General features: G+C 29.8%; 16 protein-coding genes. 10 read left to right on the top strand and 6 right to left on the bottom strand.

Going from position 1 to position 17,780, the window contains the following annotated elements; translation table 11 throughout:
- Nucleotides 1-79: 79 nt before the first annotated feature.
- Entirely contained in the window at nt 80-2,584 is a 2,505-nt protein-coding gene (locus tag G9F71_RS07335) for an ABC transporter permease (protein WP_187353498.1), read from the bottom strand.
- Between the two features lie 12 nt (nt 2,585-2,596).
- On the bottom strand, nt 2,597-3,283 hold the full coding sequence (locus G9F71_RS07330; protein ID WP_164951342.1) for an ABC transporter ATP-binding protein: 687 nt from the start codon (nt 3,281-3,283) through the stop codon (nt 2,597-2,599).
- A 317-nt stretch (nt 3,284-3,600) separates the two neighbouring features.
- Between G9F71_RS07330 and G9F71_RS07325 the strand changes: the two genes are divergently transcribed.
- Complete coding sequence (locus G9F71_RS07325; RefSeq protein WP_164951341.1) at nt 3,601-4,575, top strand: glycoside hydrolase family 73 protein; 975 nt, start codon at nt 3,601-3,603, stop codon at nt 4,573-4,575.
- 20 nt (nt 4,576-4,595) lie between these two features.
- Here G9F71_RS07325 and abc-f read toward each other — a convergent pair whose 3' ends face one another.
- Nucleotides 4,596-6,209 (bottom strand): ribosomal protection-like ABC-F family protein, encoded by a 1,614-nt coding sequence (gene abc-f / locus G9F71_RS07320; protein ID WP_164951340.1) that lies wholly within the window; start codon nt 6,207-6,209, stop codon nt 4,596-4,598.
- 635 nt (nt 6,210-6,844) lie between these two features.
- On the opposite strand from abc-f, the gene G9F71_RS07315 reads away from it, so the two are divergent.
- Both G9F71_RS07315 and G9F71_RS07310 read left to right on the top strand, forming a co-directional pair.
- A complete protein-coding gene (locus G9F71_RS07315) occupies nt 6,845-7,630 on the top strand; it encodes a GNAT family N-acetyltransferase (RefSeq protein ID WP_224626255.1) in 786 nt (261 codons plus the stop codon).
- A gap of 122 nt (nt 7,631-7,752) precedes the next feature.
- Nucleotides 7,753-8,598 carry a DUF2785 domain-containing protein gene (locus tag G9F71_RS07310; protein WP_164951339.1) on the top strand — a complete coding sequence of 282 codons (846 nt, stop codon included), beginning with the start codon at nt 7,753-7,755 and terminating at the stop codon, nt 8,596-8,598.
- A 409-nt stretch (nt 8,599-9,007) separates the two neighbouring features.
- Here G9F71_RS07310 and G9F71_RS07305 read toward each other — a convergent pair whose 3' ends face one another.
- On the bottom strand, nt 9,008-9,577 hold the full coding sequence (locus tag G9F71_RS07305; RefSeq protein WP_164951338.1) for a GDSL-type esterase/lipase family protein: 570 nt from the start codon (nt 9,575-9,577) through the stop codon (nt 9,008-9,010).
- A 243-nt stretch (nt 9,578-9,820) separates the two neighbouring features.
- Between G9F71_RS07305 and G9F71_RS07300 the strand changes: the two genes are divergently transcribed.
- From G9F71_RS07300 to G9F71_RS07270, 7 genes are all read left to right on the top strand, one after another.
- A complete protein-coding gene (locus G9F71_RS07300) occupies nt 9,821-10,183 on the top strand; it encodes a GntR family transcriptional regulator (RefSeq protein WP_124997526.1) in 363 nt (120 codons plus the stop codon).
- 12 nt (nt 10,184-10,195) lie between these two features.
- Nucleotides 10,196-11,065 (top strand): ABC transporter ATP-binding protein, encoded by an 870-nt coding sequence (locus tag G9F71_RS07295; protein ID WP_164951337.1) that lies wholly within the window; start codon nt 10,196-10,198, stop codon nt 11,063-11,065.
- Nucleotides 11,049-11,837, top strand: coding sequence for a hypothetical protein (locus G9F71_RS07290; RefSeq protein ID WP_164951336.1), 789 nt, complete (start codon nt 11,049-11,051; stop codon nt 11,835-11,837). The genes G9F71_RS07295 and G9F71_RS07290 overlap by 17 nt, the downstream gene beginning before the upstream one ends.
- A gap of 1 nt (nt 11,838) precedes the next feature.
- Entirely contained in the window at nt 11,839-12,456 is a 618-nt protein-coding gene (locus G9F71_RS07285) for a hypothetical protein (RefSeq protein ID WP_164951335.1), read from the top strand.
- 182 nt (nt 12,457-12,638) lie between these two features.
- The gene (locus tag G9F71_RS07280) at nt 12,639-13,631 is read left to right on the top strand and encodes a GTP-binding protein (protein WP_164951334.1); all 993 of its coding nucleotides are present in this window, start codon (nt 12,639-12,641) and stop codon (nt 13,629-13,631) included.
- A gap of 14 nt (nt 13,632-13,645) precedes the next feature.
- Nucleotides 13,646-15,217, top strand: coding sequence for a permease (locus G9F71_RS07275; RefSeq protein ID WP_164951333.1), 1,572 nt, complete (start codon nt 13,646-13,648; stop codon nt 15,215-15,217).
- Between the two features lie 14 nt (nt 15,218-15,231).
- Nucleotides 15,232-16,041, top strand: a complete 810-nt coding sequence (locus G9F71_RS07270; protein ID WP_164951332.1) for a TIGR03943 family putative permease subunit — start codon at nt 15,232-15,234, stop codon at nt 16,039-16,041.
- A gap of 88 nt (nt 16,042-16,129) precedes the next feature.
- Here G9F71_RS07270 and G9F71_RS07265 read toward each other — a convergent pair whose 3' ends face one another.
- Nucleotides 16,130-16,972 carry a metal ABC transporter permease gene (locus G9F71_RS07265; protein WP_124997512.1) on the bottom strand — a complete coding sequence of 281 codons (843 nt, stop codon included), beginning with the start codon at nt 16,970-16,972 and terminating at the stop codon, nt 16,130-16,132.
- Complete coding sequence (locus tag G9F71_RS07260; RefSeq protein ID WP_164951417.1) at nt 16,972-17,775, bottom strand: metal ABC transporter ATP-binding protein; 804 nt, start codon at nt 17,773-17,775, stop codon at nt 16,972-16,974. The genes G9F71_RS07265 and G9F71_RS07260 overlap by 1 nt, the downstream gene beginning before the upstream one ends.
- Nucleotides 17,776-17,780 lie beyond the last annotated feature (5 nt).

Genomic DNA, 17,780 nt, shown 5'->3' with positions numbered 1-17,780 from the left:
TAATACCTTAATAATACCTTACTTATGGGTTAATTTAAAGGAAACCTATAAATGCAAATAAGAAAAAAGAAGATTATTATTAATAATCTTCTCTAACTGCTTCAATTAAATTTTCTTTTTTAATTCTTGAAAGTGGCGCTAATACTGAAATATAGCTTATTGCTATAGATGCAGCTCCTGCAATAGCTATTGCCTCAAAGGGTACCATCCAGCCGAACTCTCTAAATGAGCCCATTGATAATCCTAGGAGGTAAGATACTCCGCAACCTATTATCGAGCCGTATATAGACCCAACGATACCATAAAGAAGTCCTTCTAGTACAATCATTTTCTTTAAACCCTTCTGAGTTAGCCCTATAGACTTTAATGTAGCAAACTCACTTTTTCTAAGAATAATATTTGTTGTTAATGTATTTATAATATTAACACTACCTATTAATGTCACTACTAGTATAAATCCATACAATAATATTTGGACCATTAACATTGTGGATTTTTTAGTTCTATTAAAATCCATATTATTTATTTTCATTAAAGCGGGGTTTGATTTTATGACATTTTCTATTCCTATTTTCGCTGCCTCTTCATTTTTTACATCTTTAAGAATTATATTTAAGTTATAAGGTTTAATGTCCTTGCCGCCTGTCAATTTCTTTCCCATTTCTTCTGTTGTGATTATTTTTAATCCATTTGGAAATTCGAAATAATCAAAAGGCTCACTCTCAAGAATTGCCATAACCTTTACTTTATTAACTTTGCCTTTACCAAATACAGTCTTTGCCTTAGCGGCTTCCCCATAATCATCATATTGAAGATCTATTTCATCTCCTACTTTTATATTTGCTATCGGTCCGAAATAATCTTTCTTTGTAGCTTCGTCATGTATTCTATTTTTGTTAATCAATATTACTCCATTTTCACTATTTAGTTTTTCTATATCAATATTACCAGACTCTAAATATTTTTTAGAAACTTCAAGTGAATCCTTATCATAAATTGCAATAGAACTTTCTATAAGGGTTTTCTCTACTCCACCTAAATTTGTTTTTTTGTATACACTTCCCATATCCTGAATTTCTTTTACTTGACTATTTTTATTTATTGCCATATCGAAATAATATGGATCATAGACTCCATACACCTTATCCACGGACTTCAGTGATTTAATATCATCTTCTATTTTATTACTTATAGTTACATTGTCTGCGCCACCTGGAAATCCTCCTACAACTTGGAAGTGAATGTTTTTAGACTCATTAAGCTCATCTGATATATTAAGTGACATATCCATGAAAGATTTAAAAGCAACAAATAACACCACACTTATTACTATAGAAAAAATAGTTAATCTATATCTTTTTCTATTTCGCTTAATATTTTTAACAGCCAATGCTCCCTCAAATCCAAATATTTTTTGAATAACTTTATTCTTTCTTCTTTTTATTTTCTCCTTTGTTATAGATGTTCTACCACTTATAGCATTCAGTGGTGAAATTCTTCCTGCAAAGAATGCTGGCACTAGTGCTGATAGGTATATTGCTATAAGACCTACTGCTGCGCTTACCAATAAAACCATAGGTGATATAGAGATTTTCATATTCATGACTGAATCTGCACCAATTAATTTAAATGCAATATTTATTCCATATATACCTATAATGCTGCATATGAGGCCTAATGGAATAGCTATTGCCGCCAGGATTGTTGCCTCTCTTAGGACAATTTTTCTAATTTGCATTGGAGTAGTTCCCACTGCTCTTAAAAGTCCAAACTGTTTAATCCGCTCTACAACGCTTATTTGAAATGAATTATATATTACGGCTATTGTCGCTATTAAAACTATTCCAATTATTATTGCTAGGGCTACATATAACCCTTTAAGACTTGAACCAGAATCTCCTGCTCCCTGCATGTTTAGCAACCGACCATTTTCTGAAACAGAATCTTTCTCACCTAACTGCTTTAATTCGCGCAGGGCAGTTTTTAAGTTTGTTTTTGAGCTTATTTCTACGAGTAACGCGGCATTTTGTTTATTAATATTATCATTTTTGGATAAAATTACTCCGCTACCAGCCATTTGACCTGCTAAACTATCCTCAAGTATTCCTACAAGAGTATACTCCTTATTACTAACTTTAATTTTATTCCCTACTTTAGCGTTTTTATCAATAGCTTGTAATATCCACTTCTCCACAGCTACTTCATTTTCTTTTTCCGGCAATCTCCCTATCTTTGCTTTATAAGGAAAAAGTTCTAAAGCCTTATCTGTTGCTGTTATTACGTTAACACCTAATTTATCACCTATATTTATTTCTTTGCTTATAGTATACAATCCAGATCTCGCCACTTTAGGGTTATTAACTATTTTAGATATTAACTTTTCATTGGTTTTTTGAAATGCTAAATGATACGAACCACCACTACTTTTAGCATCTTGTATCTGCGTATCTTGCATTCCTTTAAAGAAAAGTCCTGTTGTTGATATAAGTGCAACTGATAACATTATTCCAATAATCGTAAGTGCGGTTCTTTTCTTGTTTTTCTTTAAATATTTCCCTGTGAGCTGTTTATAACTAGTTATCATCTCTTTCACCTCCTATTTTACTTTTAAATTTTTATCCGAAGTTATTTCACCATCGTAAATGGTGATAACTCTATCTGCCATAGCTGCTATATTAACGTCATGTGTTATAAGTATTAGTGTTTGATTATATTTTTTAGTAGTAAATTTTAAAAATTCCATAACATCTTTTGAATTTTTAGTATCAAGATTTCCTGTTGGTTCATCTGCAAGTATTATTGACGGCTTATTAAATACCGCTCTACCGATTGATACCCTTTGCTGTTGCCCACCTGATAATTCTGATGGAAGATGATTTCTCCGCTCGCTAAGTCCGAGTACCTTAATAAGCTCTTCTAAATAGATTTTATCCACCTTATCATTATCAAGAAGTGCTGGAAGTGCTATATTTTCTTCTATATCTAAAATAGGTAGTAAGTTAAAAAATTGAAATATAAAACCTATCTTTCTTCTTCTAAACACTGCAAGTTTTTCTTCCTTATAATCATAAATACTTTCTCCATCAATAACTACATTTCCAGATGTTGGTCTATCGAGTCCACCCAGTAAATGAAGAAGCGTACTTTTCCCAGAACCTGATGCTCCTACAATTGCTACAAACTCTCCCTTATGTACTGATAAATTTATATTTTTAAGTGCCTCCACCTCATTTTCACCTTTGCCATAAGTTTTAGTTAAATTTTCAACCTTTAAAACTTCCATTTATATCTCTCCCCTTTTCTTGTTTCTCGTTTTCTCATCACTATATACATACTATACTTCATACATTGCATGCACTCCATGTCTCTCCACTTACAAATAAAAAGGTTATCTTACAGTTTTGTAAGATAACCTAAAAACACACTAACAAATATTATCGTGTACTTATAAAGTTTACAACTATATTACAATTTATTTATAGCCAAAATGAATAAGTTGTAATAAACTTAACCTAATATGTATAATTATAAACTATAATGGGTTAATATTATATTTCTAGAATTAATAACTTATAAAAACTAATATTATGGAGGGTTTATATGGATAATAACTTAGAAACGCAAGAAAATAGAAGAGTTGGAATCAGAACTAAGAAAAAACCGAAAAAAATATTTAGCAAGATACTTTTGGGTGTTATGATTATATGTATCTCGCTTATAGCCATAAATTATTTTACTAAAGATGATTATATTACTCTAAGTAAATCAGAGATAAATCTTTATATAAATGCAGCTGATGCTGTAAGTAAAGGTAAACTTCAAGTTGATTGGAAAAACTTAGCTGCTATTGATGGAGTTAGATATAAAAAAGATTTTTCAAAAGCTAATAAAGAAAATTTAAAAGAATTAGGGGAACTATTTTTAATAAAAAATAGTACAAGCAGTAAAAAAATTAATTACAAACTTATAAGTATAGATGATGTGTTAAATAACTTATCTTTTAATAATAAAAATAAAGATAAAATTCATAAATACTTAGCACAACTAGAATTTATAGGTTTAGTAACTGGCAATTTAAAGAAGGATTCTTCATGTAGAATTTTTATTGAGGAACTTTCACCAAAATCTATTGAACTATATAATAAATATAAAATCCTTCCTTCTATCACAATAGCTCAATGTATATTAGAATCGGCTTGGGGTAAATCAACTTTAAGTGTTAAAGCAAATAATTTATTTGGAATAAAATCCGATAGTAGTTGGAGTGGTAAAAGTGTAAATATGACTACCTCAGAATATAATGATACAATTATAAAAGCTAATTTTAGACGATATGAAAACAAAGTAGATTCTCTAGATGATTATGGAAAATTTCTTTTTGATAATGATAGATATAAAAAAAATGGAGTTTTTGAGGCTTCTCAGTATATACAGCAAGCTCAAGCACTTGAAAATGCGGGATATAGTACTAAGCAAGATAATAGTGGAAATAATGTATATGCCGATTTATTGGTTTCCATAATAAAAGAAAATGATTTACAGCTTATTGATAATAGAGCCCAGAGTCAAAAATAAATAGTGCCACCCAGGTGGCACTATTTTTCCATAATTTCTGAAGTCTCTTTTATCTTATATTGACGAGCTCCATCCTTAGTGAGCTCAACAACTTTTTCAGCGATTTTATTAATAAAGTACCTATCATGAGAAATACAAATTATCGTACCTTCAAAATTCATTAAAGATTTTTCTATCATTTCTCTTGAGTTAATATCGAAGTGGTTGGTAGTTTCATCTAAAATTAATAAATTGATATCTTGCTGCATAAGCTTGCATATCCTAAGCCTACTTCTTTCTCCACCAGACAAGGTTCCTATGCTTTTAAATACATCATCCTTAGTAAATAGAAACTTTGCCAAGGCACTTCTTGCTTTCTGCTGTGAAATAGCTAAATCCTCTCTAAAGGCTTCTAAGACTGTTTGTTCATTACTTGTAAATGTAACATTTTGAGCAAGATAGCCTATTTTAACCTCTTCGCCATATCTTATAATTCCTTCATCAGCTTTACATTCTTTTACAAGCATTTTGGCTAGTGTACTTTTTCCTGTTCCATTTCTCCCTACAATGGCAAGCCTGTCCCCATATTCAACCTTTAAATTTAAATTTTCAAAGAGCATCTTATTATGGAAGGATTTAGAAAGTCCTACAACCTCTAGTACCTCATTAACCTCTTTATCCCTTAAAACAAAATCTATATTAATCTTCTTATTTTCCAAAGATGGCTTTTCCATTTTAACAATCTTATCTAGTCTTTTCTGCATACTTGCAGCTTTGATATAGAACTTACCGCTACCCCCTTTCATTTCCCATCTTCTTAATCTATCAATAGAATTTTTAATGGTCATCATCTTTTTATTTTGTATGTTATATAAACTTAACTTTCTATTATACCTATTTCTTTTATCTTTAATATAATGAGAATAATTCCCATGATACATTGTTGATTTTCCCTTTTCTATATCAACAATTTTTTTAACTACTCTATCCATGAAATATCTATCATGGGATATGATAAGAACTGCTCCTTCATATTCTTTTAAGTATCCTTCAAGCCATTCTATTGCTTGTATATCAAGATGATTGCTAGGTTCATCTAAAAGAAGTATATCTGCCTTTTGAAGAAGAATCTTCCCAAGAAGAATTGTAGTTTTTTCTCCTCCACTTAAAGTATTAAAGATTCTTTCCTTCATATCCTCATCAATCTTTAATCCCATACAAACATATTTTATGTTTGTATCAATATCATATCCACCCATATGCTCAAACTTTCCTTGAAGTTCACCATATTTACTTATAGCATTTTCTAAGCTTTTTCCTTGAAGGATTTGCATTTTATTTTCAAGATTCACTATTTTACTCCGAACATCTAATACCTCTTCAAAGGCTGACCGCAAAATATCAATAACTTTATATTTTTCTAAAGCTTCAGGTACCTGCTCCAAATATCCTATAGTTGCATTTTTTCTTATATCAATCTTTCCATTTTCATACTTTTCGGTGCCGCAAATCACTTTAAATAATGTGGTTTTTCCACTGCCATTTAACCCAACTATTCCTATTTTTTGACCTGTTTTAACATTAAAAGTTATGTCCTCGAGTACCCTAGTTGCACCATAATATTTTTCTATATTTCTTAATGATAATTCAATCATTTTAACACCTTCCTTAATCAGTTTATGATTAGCAATTAATAAAAATAAGCTATAAACGAACTAAAGTCCATTTACAGCTTATAAATACACATAAATATATATCCATAAAACATGCATATAATACTATTTTTTAAATAAATGGATATAAAAATACCGTGCACCTAAGAGCACAGTATGGTTTATTTCAATATCATAAATTGTAACATAGCCAATGTTCTTAACTCATTTTTCTAAAAGAAAACTGTGCCTCTCTTAGAACCGTATTCAATTAATACATCTAGTTAAAACTGACTATCATCATGATTTTATCTCCTTTTTAATATGTATTTTTATAAGTTAGAATTTATTGTTAATATTTAAAATTTAACATTAATTCATACAATTGTCAATTTTTTTTTAACTATTACATGTTAAGGCCATGAAAGTAATGACAACCTAATAATTAATAAAATTTTAGAAGTTGTTTTTTTACTTTCCTACTTTAACTAATAAGTTTTAAAATCAGGAAAGTTTTCTTATAAAAATTCTTTCCATTGTATTCCATATACAATGCGTGTGATAATAACATTGATTAGTTTATATATAAAGAAACTCATTGGATATCTCGAATTTTCGTAAAAAAAATATAGGAAGAAGTGATTATAATTATCTATAAAACTGATATTAATTTAAGGAAACAATTATTTTCTATGTTCGGAAATACGAATAACACTATTATTCTCTCATGTCTCCAAGGACATATGGGAACTGCTTGGGTTGATAATCTTACAACCCCTACAGTTGCACAAGTTTCGGTAGGTATTTTTGTATTTTACGCTGGGAATCCCCATGCAAAGGCCACAGAAGAGTTACTACTTAATCTGCCTAAAGACATTCTAGTAATTGTAAATACTAATGAATGGAAAAATCGTATAGAAACTTTTTATAAAGGTTCTATAGAAAAATTTCAACGTTATGCATTCAAAAAAAATCCTGAACATCTAAATTCTAATCATATACAATCCTTTTTATCAAAATTACCAGAAGGATATGAACTAAAAAAAATAGATACATCTTTAGCACAGGATCCATCATTCCAATCACTATCAGAAGATTTTACAAGCCAGTATATATCCATAGATGATTATATGAATAAAGGCCTAGGGTTTTGTATTTTGCATAAGGGCCAAGTTGTATGTGGTGCATCCTCATATAGCGTTTATGATGGTGGAATTGAGATTGAAATTGATACACATCCTGATCATAGGAGAAAAGGACTCGCAACTGTAGCAACTTCTGCATTGATTTTAGATTGTCTCCACAGAGGAAAATATCCTAGCTATGATGCGGCTAACCTTGAATCTGTAGCTTTAGCCCAAAAGCTTGGCTATGTGCTAGACGAGTCTTATGACACATACTATATTCATTCCAAAGAGAACTAAAATAATTATATTTTAACTTTAATTGTAATTGTTTACATGGTATAATTATGAAATATCTTTAAAAAAATGGTAAGGTTATTTGTGGATATCTTTGCTAATCAATAAACAAGGAGGATAAGTAAATGAAAGACGTAAATCAATTAAAACAGCAGTTAATAGATATTAGAGACAATAACTGGAGTATTCCAAGTGGTACTGATAAGTATGAACTAGCCCTAGAGATGCTAGAAAATATAGGTTCAATAGATCCCGACCTTAGAGATGGGCTTATTTTAGAACTTCTTTCAGACATGATTGTAGAAAACTATTTAACAAATGAAGAGGTAAAAAATATATTGGAATTATCATTAAGTGAAAAACATTTATTTTACAATATAAATAAAACTGAAGATGATTCTGTTTTTAATAGAACCTTTACTCTATTAGTTTTAGATTTAATACTCTATCGTCATAACCAAAGTGAGGATCCCCTTTTTACAGAAGAACAAATAAAAAGGATTTATGCAGAGGTAATAAGATATTCAAGGCAAGAAAAAGATGCAAGAGGGTACGTAGAAATTAAGGGTTGGGCACATTCAACTGCTCATACAGCTGATGTGTTTAGTCAAATTGCAAGCTGCAAAGAAACTAAGAAGCCAGAATTAATAGAAATGTTAAAAGCAATAAAAGAGAAGGTATGTATAAACCATTATGCATATACAAATTGTGAGGACGAAAGGCTCATAAGTGCTGTTACCAAAATAATTGAGAGAGCAATTCTTAATGATGAAGAGTTTATAAATTGGATAAAAAGCTTTGAAAATATTAAACTTACTGGCAAGTATCCAGAGGACCACAATATAACAAGTAACCGCAAAAACTTTTTATCAGCACTATATTTTAGACTTAAAAGGAGAAATGAGAAAAAATCATTTATGGATACAATAGAGCAGGTATTAAATAATACAACTCCAAATCATTTTAAATAGTTGCATAGTAGAATTTTTAACCCAAGGTGCCACCCACGTGGCAAGTTACAAAAAAGTAGTGCCCCAATGGCACTATTTTTCTAAGTTAAATCAAATATATTAGTATCAATACTGAAACTCCCACACATAAATGAATGGGGTTCTTAAATACTAAATAACTTCTTTTATACTCTCATTTATAATAAAAACTATAAATTACAACATATAAAAACTAATTATTTTCTTCAAGAATTTCACTATCAAGCATCACAATTGATACATTAACGATAGTATATGGCTCGTTTCAAAACCTAGGTATATTATATCGTACTAAAATAACCATGTCTAATGGTATATTTTAGTAGTGCTATCCATCCCACACATAAAGAGAGTGGGCTTTCCGCACAAATTCTTTGTAAATATCCCCTTCTTAAATCGTTAATAATGCACATTCGCTCATAATTTCATGCCCTTTTTCTGTTAGATGAATCCCGTCAATGTACAATTGTTTAGGATATAAAGTTTTTTTAGCAGTTTCTAAAGCATTATAAAAATCTATAAACAAAACTTGTTCTTCACTACAATAATTTAATACCCACTGCCTATACAATTTGATCTTTTCATTTACTTTTAAATAGTCCACATCAAAACTCCAATGTTCAAGTGCTAAATCTTTGTCTGTTAGAGTTTGTATGCCTATAATAGGTATTATTCCATATTCTTTTGCTTCCTTAATTAGGCGGCTTATTTTCGCTTCAACACTACTCACCGTATATCCCTTAAAAAAATCATTACTACCACCCATTATAATTACATGACTTGGAGTTTTTTCTACTATATCAACATAATACCTAGAAATCATATCAGCAGTTGTTTCGCCATTAACACCTTGATTTATAACTTCTATATCTAACTTTTTTCTAATTAAATCTACCCAACATTTACCTCTCATAATCCCATATCCATAGGTTAAGCTATCACCAAAACATACCAATTTCATAAATTTTGTTCAGTCCTTTCTAAAGCATATCTAAATTTACTATATATAATATATAAAACCATATTTCATAAAAAAGCTCTTCGTCTTTTCAATGAAAACAAACCATAATTTATGATTTCGTTATATTTATATATATAAGTATAACATTAAATTCATTGACAATAAGTTCAAAATGCGATATCGTATATATATGGTATACACGATATTGCATTTTATATACGCTAGCTATAAAGAGGTGAATTAATGAATATTACTATAGATTATACAAGTGACTTACCTATGTATGAACAGATAAAGGCTTGTATCAAATCAAATATACTTTGTGGAAAACTTCAATCAAATGACACCCTTCCCTCAGTTAGGCAGCTAGCGAAGGAATTGAACGTCAGCACTATTACCACAAAAAGGTCATATACAGATTTAGAACATGAAGGCCTAATATATACGGTATCTGGCAAAGGTACTTTTGTAAATACTGTGGATGTGTCAAAGTTATTATTAGAAAGAAAAGATAAATTAATTAAGGAATTTAAGAATATGACTCGTGAAATAATAGAAGCTGGGGTAACTAAAGAAACTCTTATGGAAATAATTCAGACTATCTAGGGGGCAATAAAAATGGAGAATATATTAGAAGTTTTAAATTTAAATAAAGATTTTAAGGGTTTTAGCTTGAACAATGTAACTTTTACCCTTGAAAAAGGATGCATTATGGGATTTATAGGACAAAACGGAGCAGGGAAAACTACTACTATTAAGTTAATATTAAATGCAATAGGGAAATCCTCAGGACAAATTAAAATTTTCCAAAAAGATAATGTTAAAGAAGAGATATTTGTAAAATCCCATATTGGCTATGTACCAGATGAAGATTATTTTATAAGTACCTCTACTGTGCACAATCATGCAAAAGCACTTAGCTTATTTTATGATAATTGGAGTAATGATATTTTTAATAACTATGTTTCCAAATGGCGAATTCCCTTAGATCAAAAAATAGGTGAGTTTTCTAAGGGTATGAAAACAAAAGCAATGTTTGCTCTTGCCTTTGCACATCAGCCAAATCTATTAATCCTTGATGAGCCCACCGCAGGACTTGATCCCGTTGCAAGAATTGAGATTTTAGATATACTTCGTGAATTTGTGTCTGATGGAGAAAAATCGGTATTCTTTTCAACACATATTACCTCAGATTTAGATAAAATAGCGGATTATATAACTTTAATTCATGGTGGTAAAATAATAGAAAGCCTTTCAATTGATAAACTTGAAGAAAAATATATTGTATTAACTGGAGGCATGGAAGAACTAAAGGGGCTCGAGAATCAATTTGTTGGAATTAGAAAAGGTGAGATTGCTTTTGAGGGTTTGATTTTAAGAGAAAAGGCTAATGAATTTTTTAGGGACATCAAAGGTACTAATCCTAGTGTTGAAAATCTATTAACTTTTAATATTTGGGGATGTGATAATCATGAAAAGAACTATTAAGATATTTAAAGCCTTTTGGTTTATGTATCCAAGTAATACTGAGTGGTTATTACGATTTTGTATATTTTTCACTGGACTAATATCAATAACGATATGTTATGATACAACAAGACTCGTACAGAGTTATGTAAATATAGGAACAATGGTAGATTTCAGAGGTATAGTTCTTCAGTTACTTAATTTAATCAACTTATCTTATATATTCATTTTAAGCACTAAAGGTGCTAATGGCTTAACAATAAAAGTCACCAGTAATCTCAATAATTTTCTAATGCAGGCACCAGTATTAAAAAAAGATATATATAATGTTAAATTCGGAATTTTTCAAATGGTAAGTATTCCATATTTTATTGTAGTAATATATTTTATAGGATTAAATACTTTTGTTAGCACAAGTGAGCTTATATCAGCATATTCAGGATTCTTTGTATTTATCTATTGTATATGGACTATGACTGTAAATATATCAATAGGATTTTCATCTTTATCCTCTAATAAATATAAGGCTTTTAGGTACTTGTTTCCTGCACTCTTATTAATAATGCTTATATTTATGTTTTATTTGATATCTCTTCCCGAGCTGCAACCAGGTACTTTAATAAACCAACAAAATATATTCAGTGGTTTAGGAATAAGGTTCATTCCTATATTAAAGGCTTGCAGATATATCGGCGGAGTTTCAGGGTTAATTGTTATGCTTATTTCAACTATAATCAGTTATCTTATAGGCTGCAAATTACCTTTGAAAATCTCTGAGAAGGTGGGTAATTGAAATGAAAGAACTACTATTGAACTATGTTAAAATGCTTAAAATTGGATTTTTTTATAAAACCTTTTTATATGCATTACTTTTGATTAGCCCTTCAGTAGTAAAGGCCTTCGCCACTGTGCGAAGTAACTTTTATGAAACATTTTTTGTAATAATAGTAGGCTTTCTCATTTTACCCTTGGGTATGAATGAAATATCGAAAAAAAGATATGTTTTCTGTTTAACTCTTCCTATGAGAACTAAAGATATTATAAAGATTGCTTATCTTCATACCTATGTAATTTACATTTTAGGTTTCATTGGTACTATTTTTGTATCAATTTTTAGTCATCAGGAATTGCCTTGGTTGTACCTATTCTTTATTGTGCTTTATCTTTTATGTACAAATTTGCTTTATCCAACTTTGGCTTCCTGTGAACTTAAGCTAATCAATGATCGAGAGTCATATGCATCTACTATATTACTTGTGGGTATGGGTTTTATAGCCTTATGTTCCCGGATTGTTGGCCCTACTAATGTTTTATATTGGGACCTCCTAGCAATTATAATTGTTAGTTTCCTAGCAACATTTACACTTAAGAGGTCTTATAAACTAACATTAAAAAAAGTAATGGGATTTTAGATCATCAGGCGACCTAATTATTAGGTCGCTTTTTATTTTCAATTCACTAGTTCAAATTTTTATTATATATCAAAAATAGGTTGTAATTTTTAATACATAATAATATAATAGAATCAAATGTAAATGCAAATGGTTTGCATCTACACAATTCAGTAAAAAATTTATTTTTGGAGGCATAGAAAATGAAAACAAAAATCGACATAATTTCAGGGTTTTTAGGGTCTGGGAAAACTACTTTAATAAAAAAACTACTTAAAGAAAAACTACATAGCGAAAATATAGTTATAATTGAAAATGAATTTGGTGAAATTGGTATTGATGGAAGCATACTTGAGAAATCAAATGTTGAAGTAAAAGAAATTAATTCTGGGTGTATATGTTGTACGCTTGTTGGTGAGTTTGAAAAAGCTATTGAGGAGATTGTAACAAAGTATAATCCAGATAGAATAATTATAGAACCATCTGGAGTAGCAAAACTTTCAGATATAATCAAAGCCTGTGAAACAACTAAATTAAAACATCTAATAAAAATTAATATGATTATAACTCTTGTAGACATATTAAAATATGAACTATACATAGATAACTTTGGTGAGTTTTTCGAAAATCAAATAGAGAATGCAAAAACAATCATTTTAAGTAGAACTGAAAAATCTGATAGAAAAAATCTAGAATCTGTGGTTGATTCTATACGTAAGTTAAATAGTAAGTCTAATATAATAACTACAGCCTTAGAGTGCCTAACTTCAGATATTATAATAGATGTTGCAGAGCAAAATGATTCAGCATCCTTAGAAAAGCAAATAAGGAGTGCAAAAAACTTTTCTATAAAGAGTCACACCTACACTAAAGAGACTGAAAATGTAAATTCTCACCCCCATAACCATGCTGCGAATGAAGTTTTTCAAGTTTGGAGCGTAGAAACTCCAAATGCATACACTGAAGACGAATTAAAGAAGATTCTCAGCAGTTTATCCAATGATAAAACTTATGGATTTATTTTAAGAGGAAAAGGCATTGTACAAAGTGATAAAAATAAATGGTTACAATTTGATTATGTGCCTGGTGAATTTGAAGTGAAAAATATCCACCCTAATTACACAGGAATATTATGTATAATTGGTGAAAACTTAAATAAGAATAAACTTTGTAATTTATTTAATGTAACAGAATAGATGGGTTTTAGATAATGAAAATAAAAGTAGATATAATTACTGGTTTCTTGGGTTCTGGTAAGACTAAATTTATAAATGATATGCTTATAAATGAAGATTTGATAAAAAATAAAATAGTTATAATACAATGCGAAAAAGGACAGACCACCATAGATTATGTGAGTATAGAAAACGAAAATTTATTTATTGAAAATGTAAGCAAACAAAATCCTATAAATGTAGAGTATATGAATAAAATCATTGAAAAATATAAACCAAATAAAATCATTATAGAAGCCAACGGCATAAAAAAAATTGATGACTTATTAGAAATCTTTGACTATTTTAGTATAAGTAGAAAATGCGCTGCGCCTAACATTGTACATCTTATTGATGCCACAACCTTTGATCTTTTTATGAATAATCTGGGAGAAATGCTTATAAATCAAATTTCAAATAGTGATTTTATCATTCTAAAGAATACAACTGCTTTAAATAAGGAAAAAATAAAGAGTATAAAAGGAACTTTAAAAGGGATAAACAAGTCAGCTAAAATAAGTGAAGAAATTTTAATTGAGACTAAACCAAATTTTTTTAATAATGAACTTTTACTTCTCATGACAATCTTTTTTCTAACTGTAGCCTATTTTTTGTATTCTATTATAAAACCAATAGGCTTTGACATTACAAATATAATTTTACCTTGGCTACAAAGATTCAATACAATATTTCTAAGCATTTTAATTCAAGCCTTTCCCTTTATATTATTTGGTGTATTTTTTTCTTCTATAATACAAGTATTTGTATCAGCAGAAAAAATAACAAAGGTTTTCCCAAAGAATACTGCACTACAATTTATTGTGGCTATATTGGCAGGATTTTTCTTTCCGGTATGCGATTGTGCCATTGTACCTGTAGGCGCACGACTTGTAAAAAAAGGCGTACCTCTACCTGCAGCTATAACATTTATGCTGGCTGCGCCTATAGTAAATCCAATTGTTATTGCTTCTACTTTGTATGCATTTCCAAACCAACCACTTATAGCGGTATATAGGACATGTTTAGGCATTATAGTAGCGTTTTTTGTTGGCTTGGTATTTCTTCTTTCTCCCGAAAAAAATTCTATGCTATTAGACAATAGCAATAAATTATTTTGTAATTGTGGATTCTGTAGTGATTATAATAATAATATAGATGGATTTAGGCAAAGGATAGATGCTATATTCAAACATGCAGGGTCTGAATTTTTTGGAGTAGGAAAATTCTTAATTATTGGTTCGTTTCTTTCTAGCATAATGCAGACTATAATCCCAAAAGATCTATTTCCAACCTTAGGTTGCGGAATTATAATTTCAATTTTAATCATGATGTTATTTGCATTTATACTTTCAGTATGCTCAACATCCGATGCTTTTATAGCAAGACCTTTTATAAATCAATTTCCTCTGGGAGCAGTAATGGGGTTTTTAGTACTTGGTCCTATGTTAGATATAAAGAACTTGCTTATGCTTTTGGGAAACTTTGAAAAAAGGGTTGTTATTAAACTTGTAATTCTAATAACTTTGATTTCCTTCGTGGTATTAATTTTTTTCTCTATGCTATTCTAATGGAGGTATAACTTATGCAATTAATGAGACTAAAAAAAATAAACATAGAAGTATTATTAAAACTAATTATATTAATCGGATTCGCATTTTTCTTTTATTACATAATAAAAACAGATAAAGTGCTACTTTACGTTAGCCCTAGGATTATCCCCTATATGAAATTTGGAATTGTAGCAATGATTTTACTTTCACTATTCATTGCAGGCGAATTATTTAAACCAAAGAGAAAAGTAAATATAAAGCCTTATTTATTTTTTATTATTCCTCTGTTTATGACCTTCCTAATACCAACAGCATCAGTTTCTTCAAAGTCAATGTCACGTACAACTCCTAAAAACGTTGAAAAAATTGTTGTTACAAAGCAGAATAACATTTCAGACAATAATATAATAGATACTACTAAAACTACAGATACTGCAAAAATAAATGCTAGTAAAGTAGATAAAGCTTTAAAAATGGAGGATAACACCATCATTATTAATGATAATAATTTTGTGAAATGGGTACAAGAGATTTCTTATAATATGAATAAATACGAAGGTAAGAAAATTGAACTAACGGGTTTCGTATTTAAAGATAAGGCGTTTAAAATAAATGAGTTTGTTCCAGCTAGATTTATGATGTCCTGTTGCGCAGCAGACCTACAGCCAGTGGGCCTTTTGTGTCATTATGATAAAGCTAAGGATTTAAAACAAGATACATGGATACTTGTTAAAGGCAAAGTAGAAATAATAGATTATAAGGGTGAAAGAATTGCTATAATTGTAGCACAAAGTATAGCCAATGCGGAAAAGCCAAAAAACGAGTACGTCTATCCTTTTTAATAATTAGATTAGTACAATTTATCTCACTTCTAATTTAATAACCCTATCTATTTAAGTTCATAAAAAAAAGGAGCCACAGCTCCTTTTTTTATGAGTAAATTTTCATTTTCATAAAAAATGTAATTCCAAAAAACATTGATGAAATCAGCACCATAGTAGCACCCGAAGCAGAACCTAAAAAATAAGATAAAATAAGTCCTGCTACTCCTGAAATAAGGGCAATTGCTATAGAATATATATGGTACTGCCTCATATTGCTAGAAATATTTCTTGCAGCAGCGGCAGGTAGCACCAGCATGGAACTTATAATTAGAACTCCTACCCATTGGATGGACATTGTTACAATAATTGCAACAGTAGTTGTAAATAAATACTCATAAAAATTAATGTTAATACCTCTGCTTCTTGCCAATAAAGGATTTACACTTACTAATAAAAGCTTATTAAAGGCAATTACCCAGATAATAACCACAATTACAAATATAATTGGAAGTATTAACAAATCAATTTGACTAATGCTTAATAAATCACCTATAAGATAAACCGAATATTTTGTAAAGCCGCCTCCAAATGATAACATTACGACTCCAAGCGCAACTGCTGTAGATGAAAAAACACCTATTATAGTATCCGTTGAAGAAGTATTTACATTCTTAACTTTAGTTATTACTACAGCAAGCATAAGTGAAAATGCTAGCATAGACCATATTGGATTTTTAATACCTAAAATTACCCCAATTGCTATTCCCGTGAGAGCTGAATGTCCCAGTGCATCTGAAAAAAAAGCCATTTTATTATTTACAACCATGGTACCAAGTAAACCAAACATAGGAGTAACCAATAAAACCCCTAATAATGCATTTTTCATAAATGTATAATGAGCCCAATCAAAGGGAAGTAAAAAATCTACCATACTATACCATAAAGACATTAGTTATCCTCCCCATCGTTTCTATCTACCAAAACCTTATTCCAATCTACACCAAACACATCAATTACTTTCTCATTGCTAAATACTTCCTCTGCCGTACCACAGCATTCAATGGTTTTATTATTGATAAATGCAATGCGATCTGCATATTTTGATACTAAATGTAGATCATGAGAAACTAAAATAATAGATAAATCATATTCTTTTCTTAAATTTGATACAGTTTTATAGAATAATTTTAGCCCATTTTGATCAATTCCTGATACTGGTTCATCTAATAATAATATATCTGGTATAGGCTCTAGTGCTAAGGCTAAAAGCACTCTTTGCAATTCTCCACCGGACAGTACCCCTAACCGCTTATCTATAAGATATTCTCCATCAACCAAAGATAAACTCTTAAGAGCTTTTCGCCTTATATCTTTTGAAATAGAAAACCAAATCGGTCTACTACTTAATGTAGCTGCAAAAATATCCATAACACTTACAGGTGAGCTATTATCAAAATCAAGTTTTTGAGGTACATATCCCATTTTAGGGTTATTTATAACCTTTTTATTTCCGCCAGCAAAAGTAATATGCCCTGAATGTGGTATTCCTCCCAATAAGGCTTTTATGAGCGTACTCTTTCCCGCACCATTTGCTCCTATTATAGCAGTCAAATCTCCGCAATGAATATGGAGATTGACATCTTTTAATATTTCTGTTTTTCCAATAGTTACACCAAAATCTTTTATTTTTGTGCAACATAATCCACAGCTACATTTCTTACAATCTATATTTTTAATTTTATCACTATTCATTATCT

Origin of the sequence: Clostridium sp. FP2, assembly GCF_011065955.2 — a bacterium.
In the GTDB taxonomy this organism is placed as follows: domain Bacteria; phylum Bacillota; class Clostridia; order Clostridiales; family Clostridiaceae; genus Clostridium_AD; species Clostridium_AD tagluense.
The sequence above is the reverse complement of the archived record's forward strand: the minus strand, read 5'-3'. Positions and strand labels throughout refer to the sequence as shown.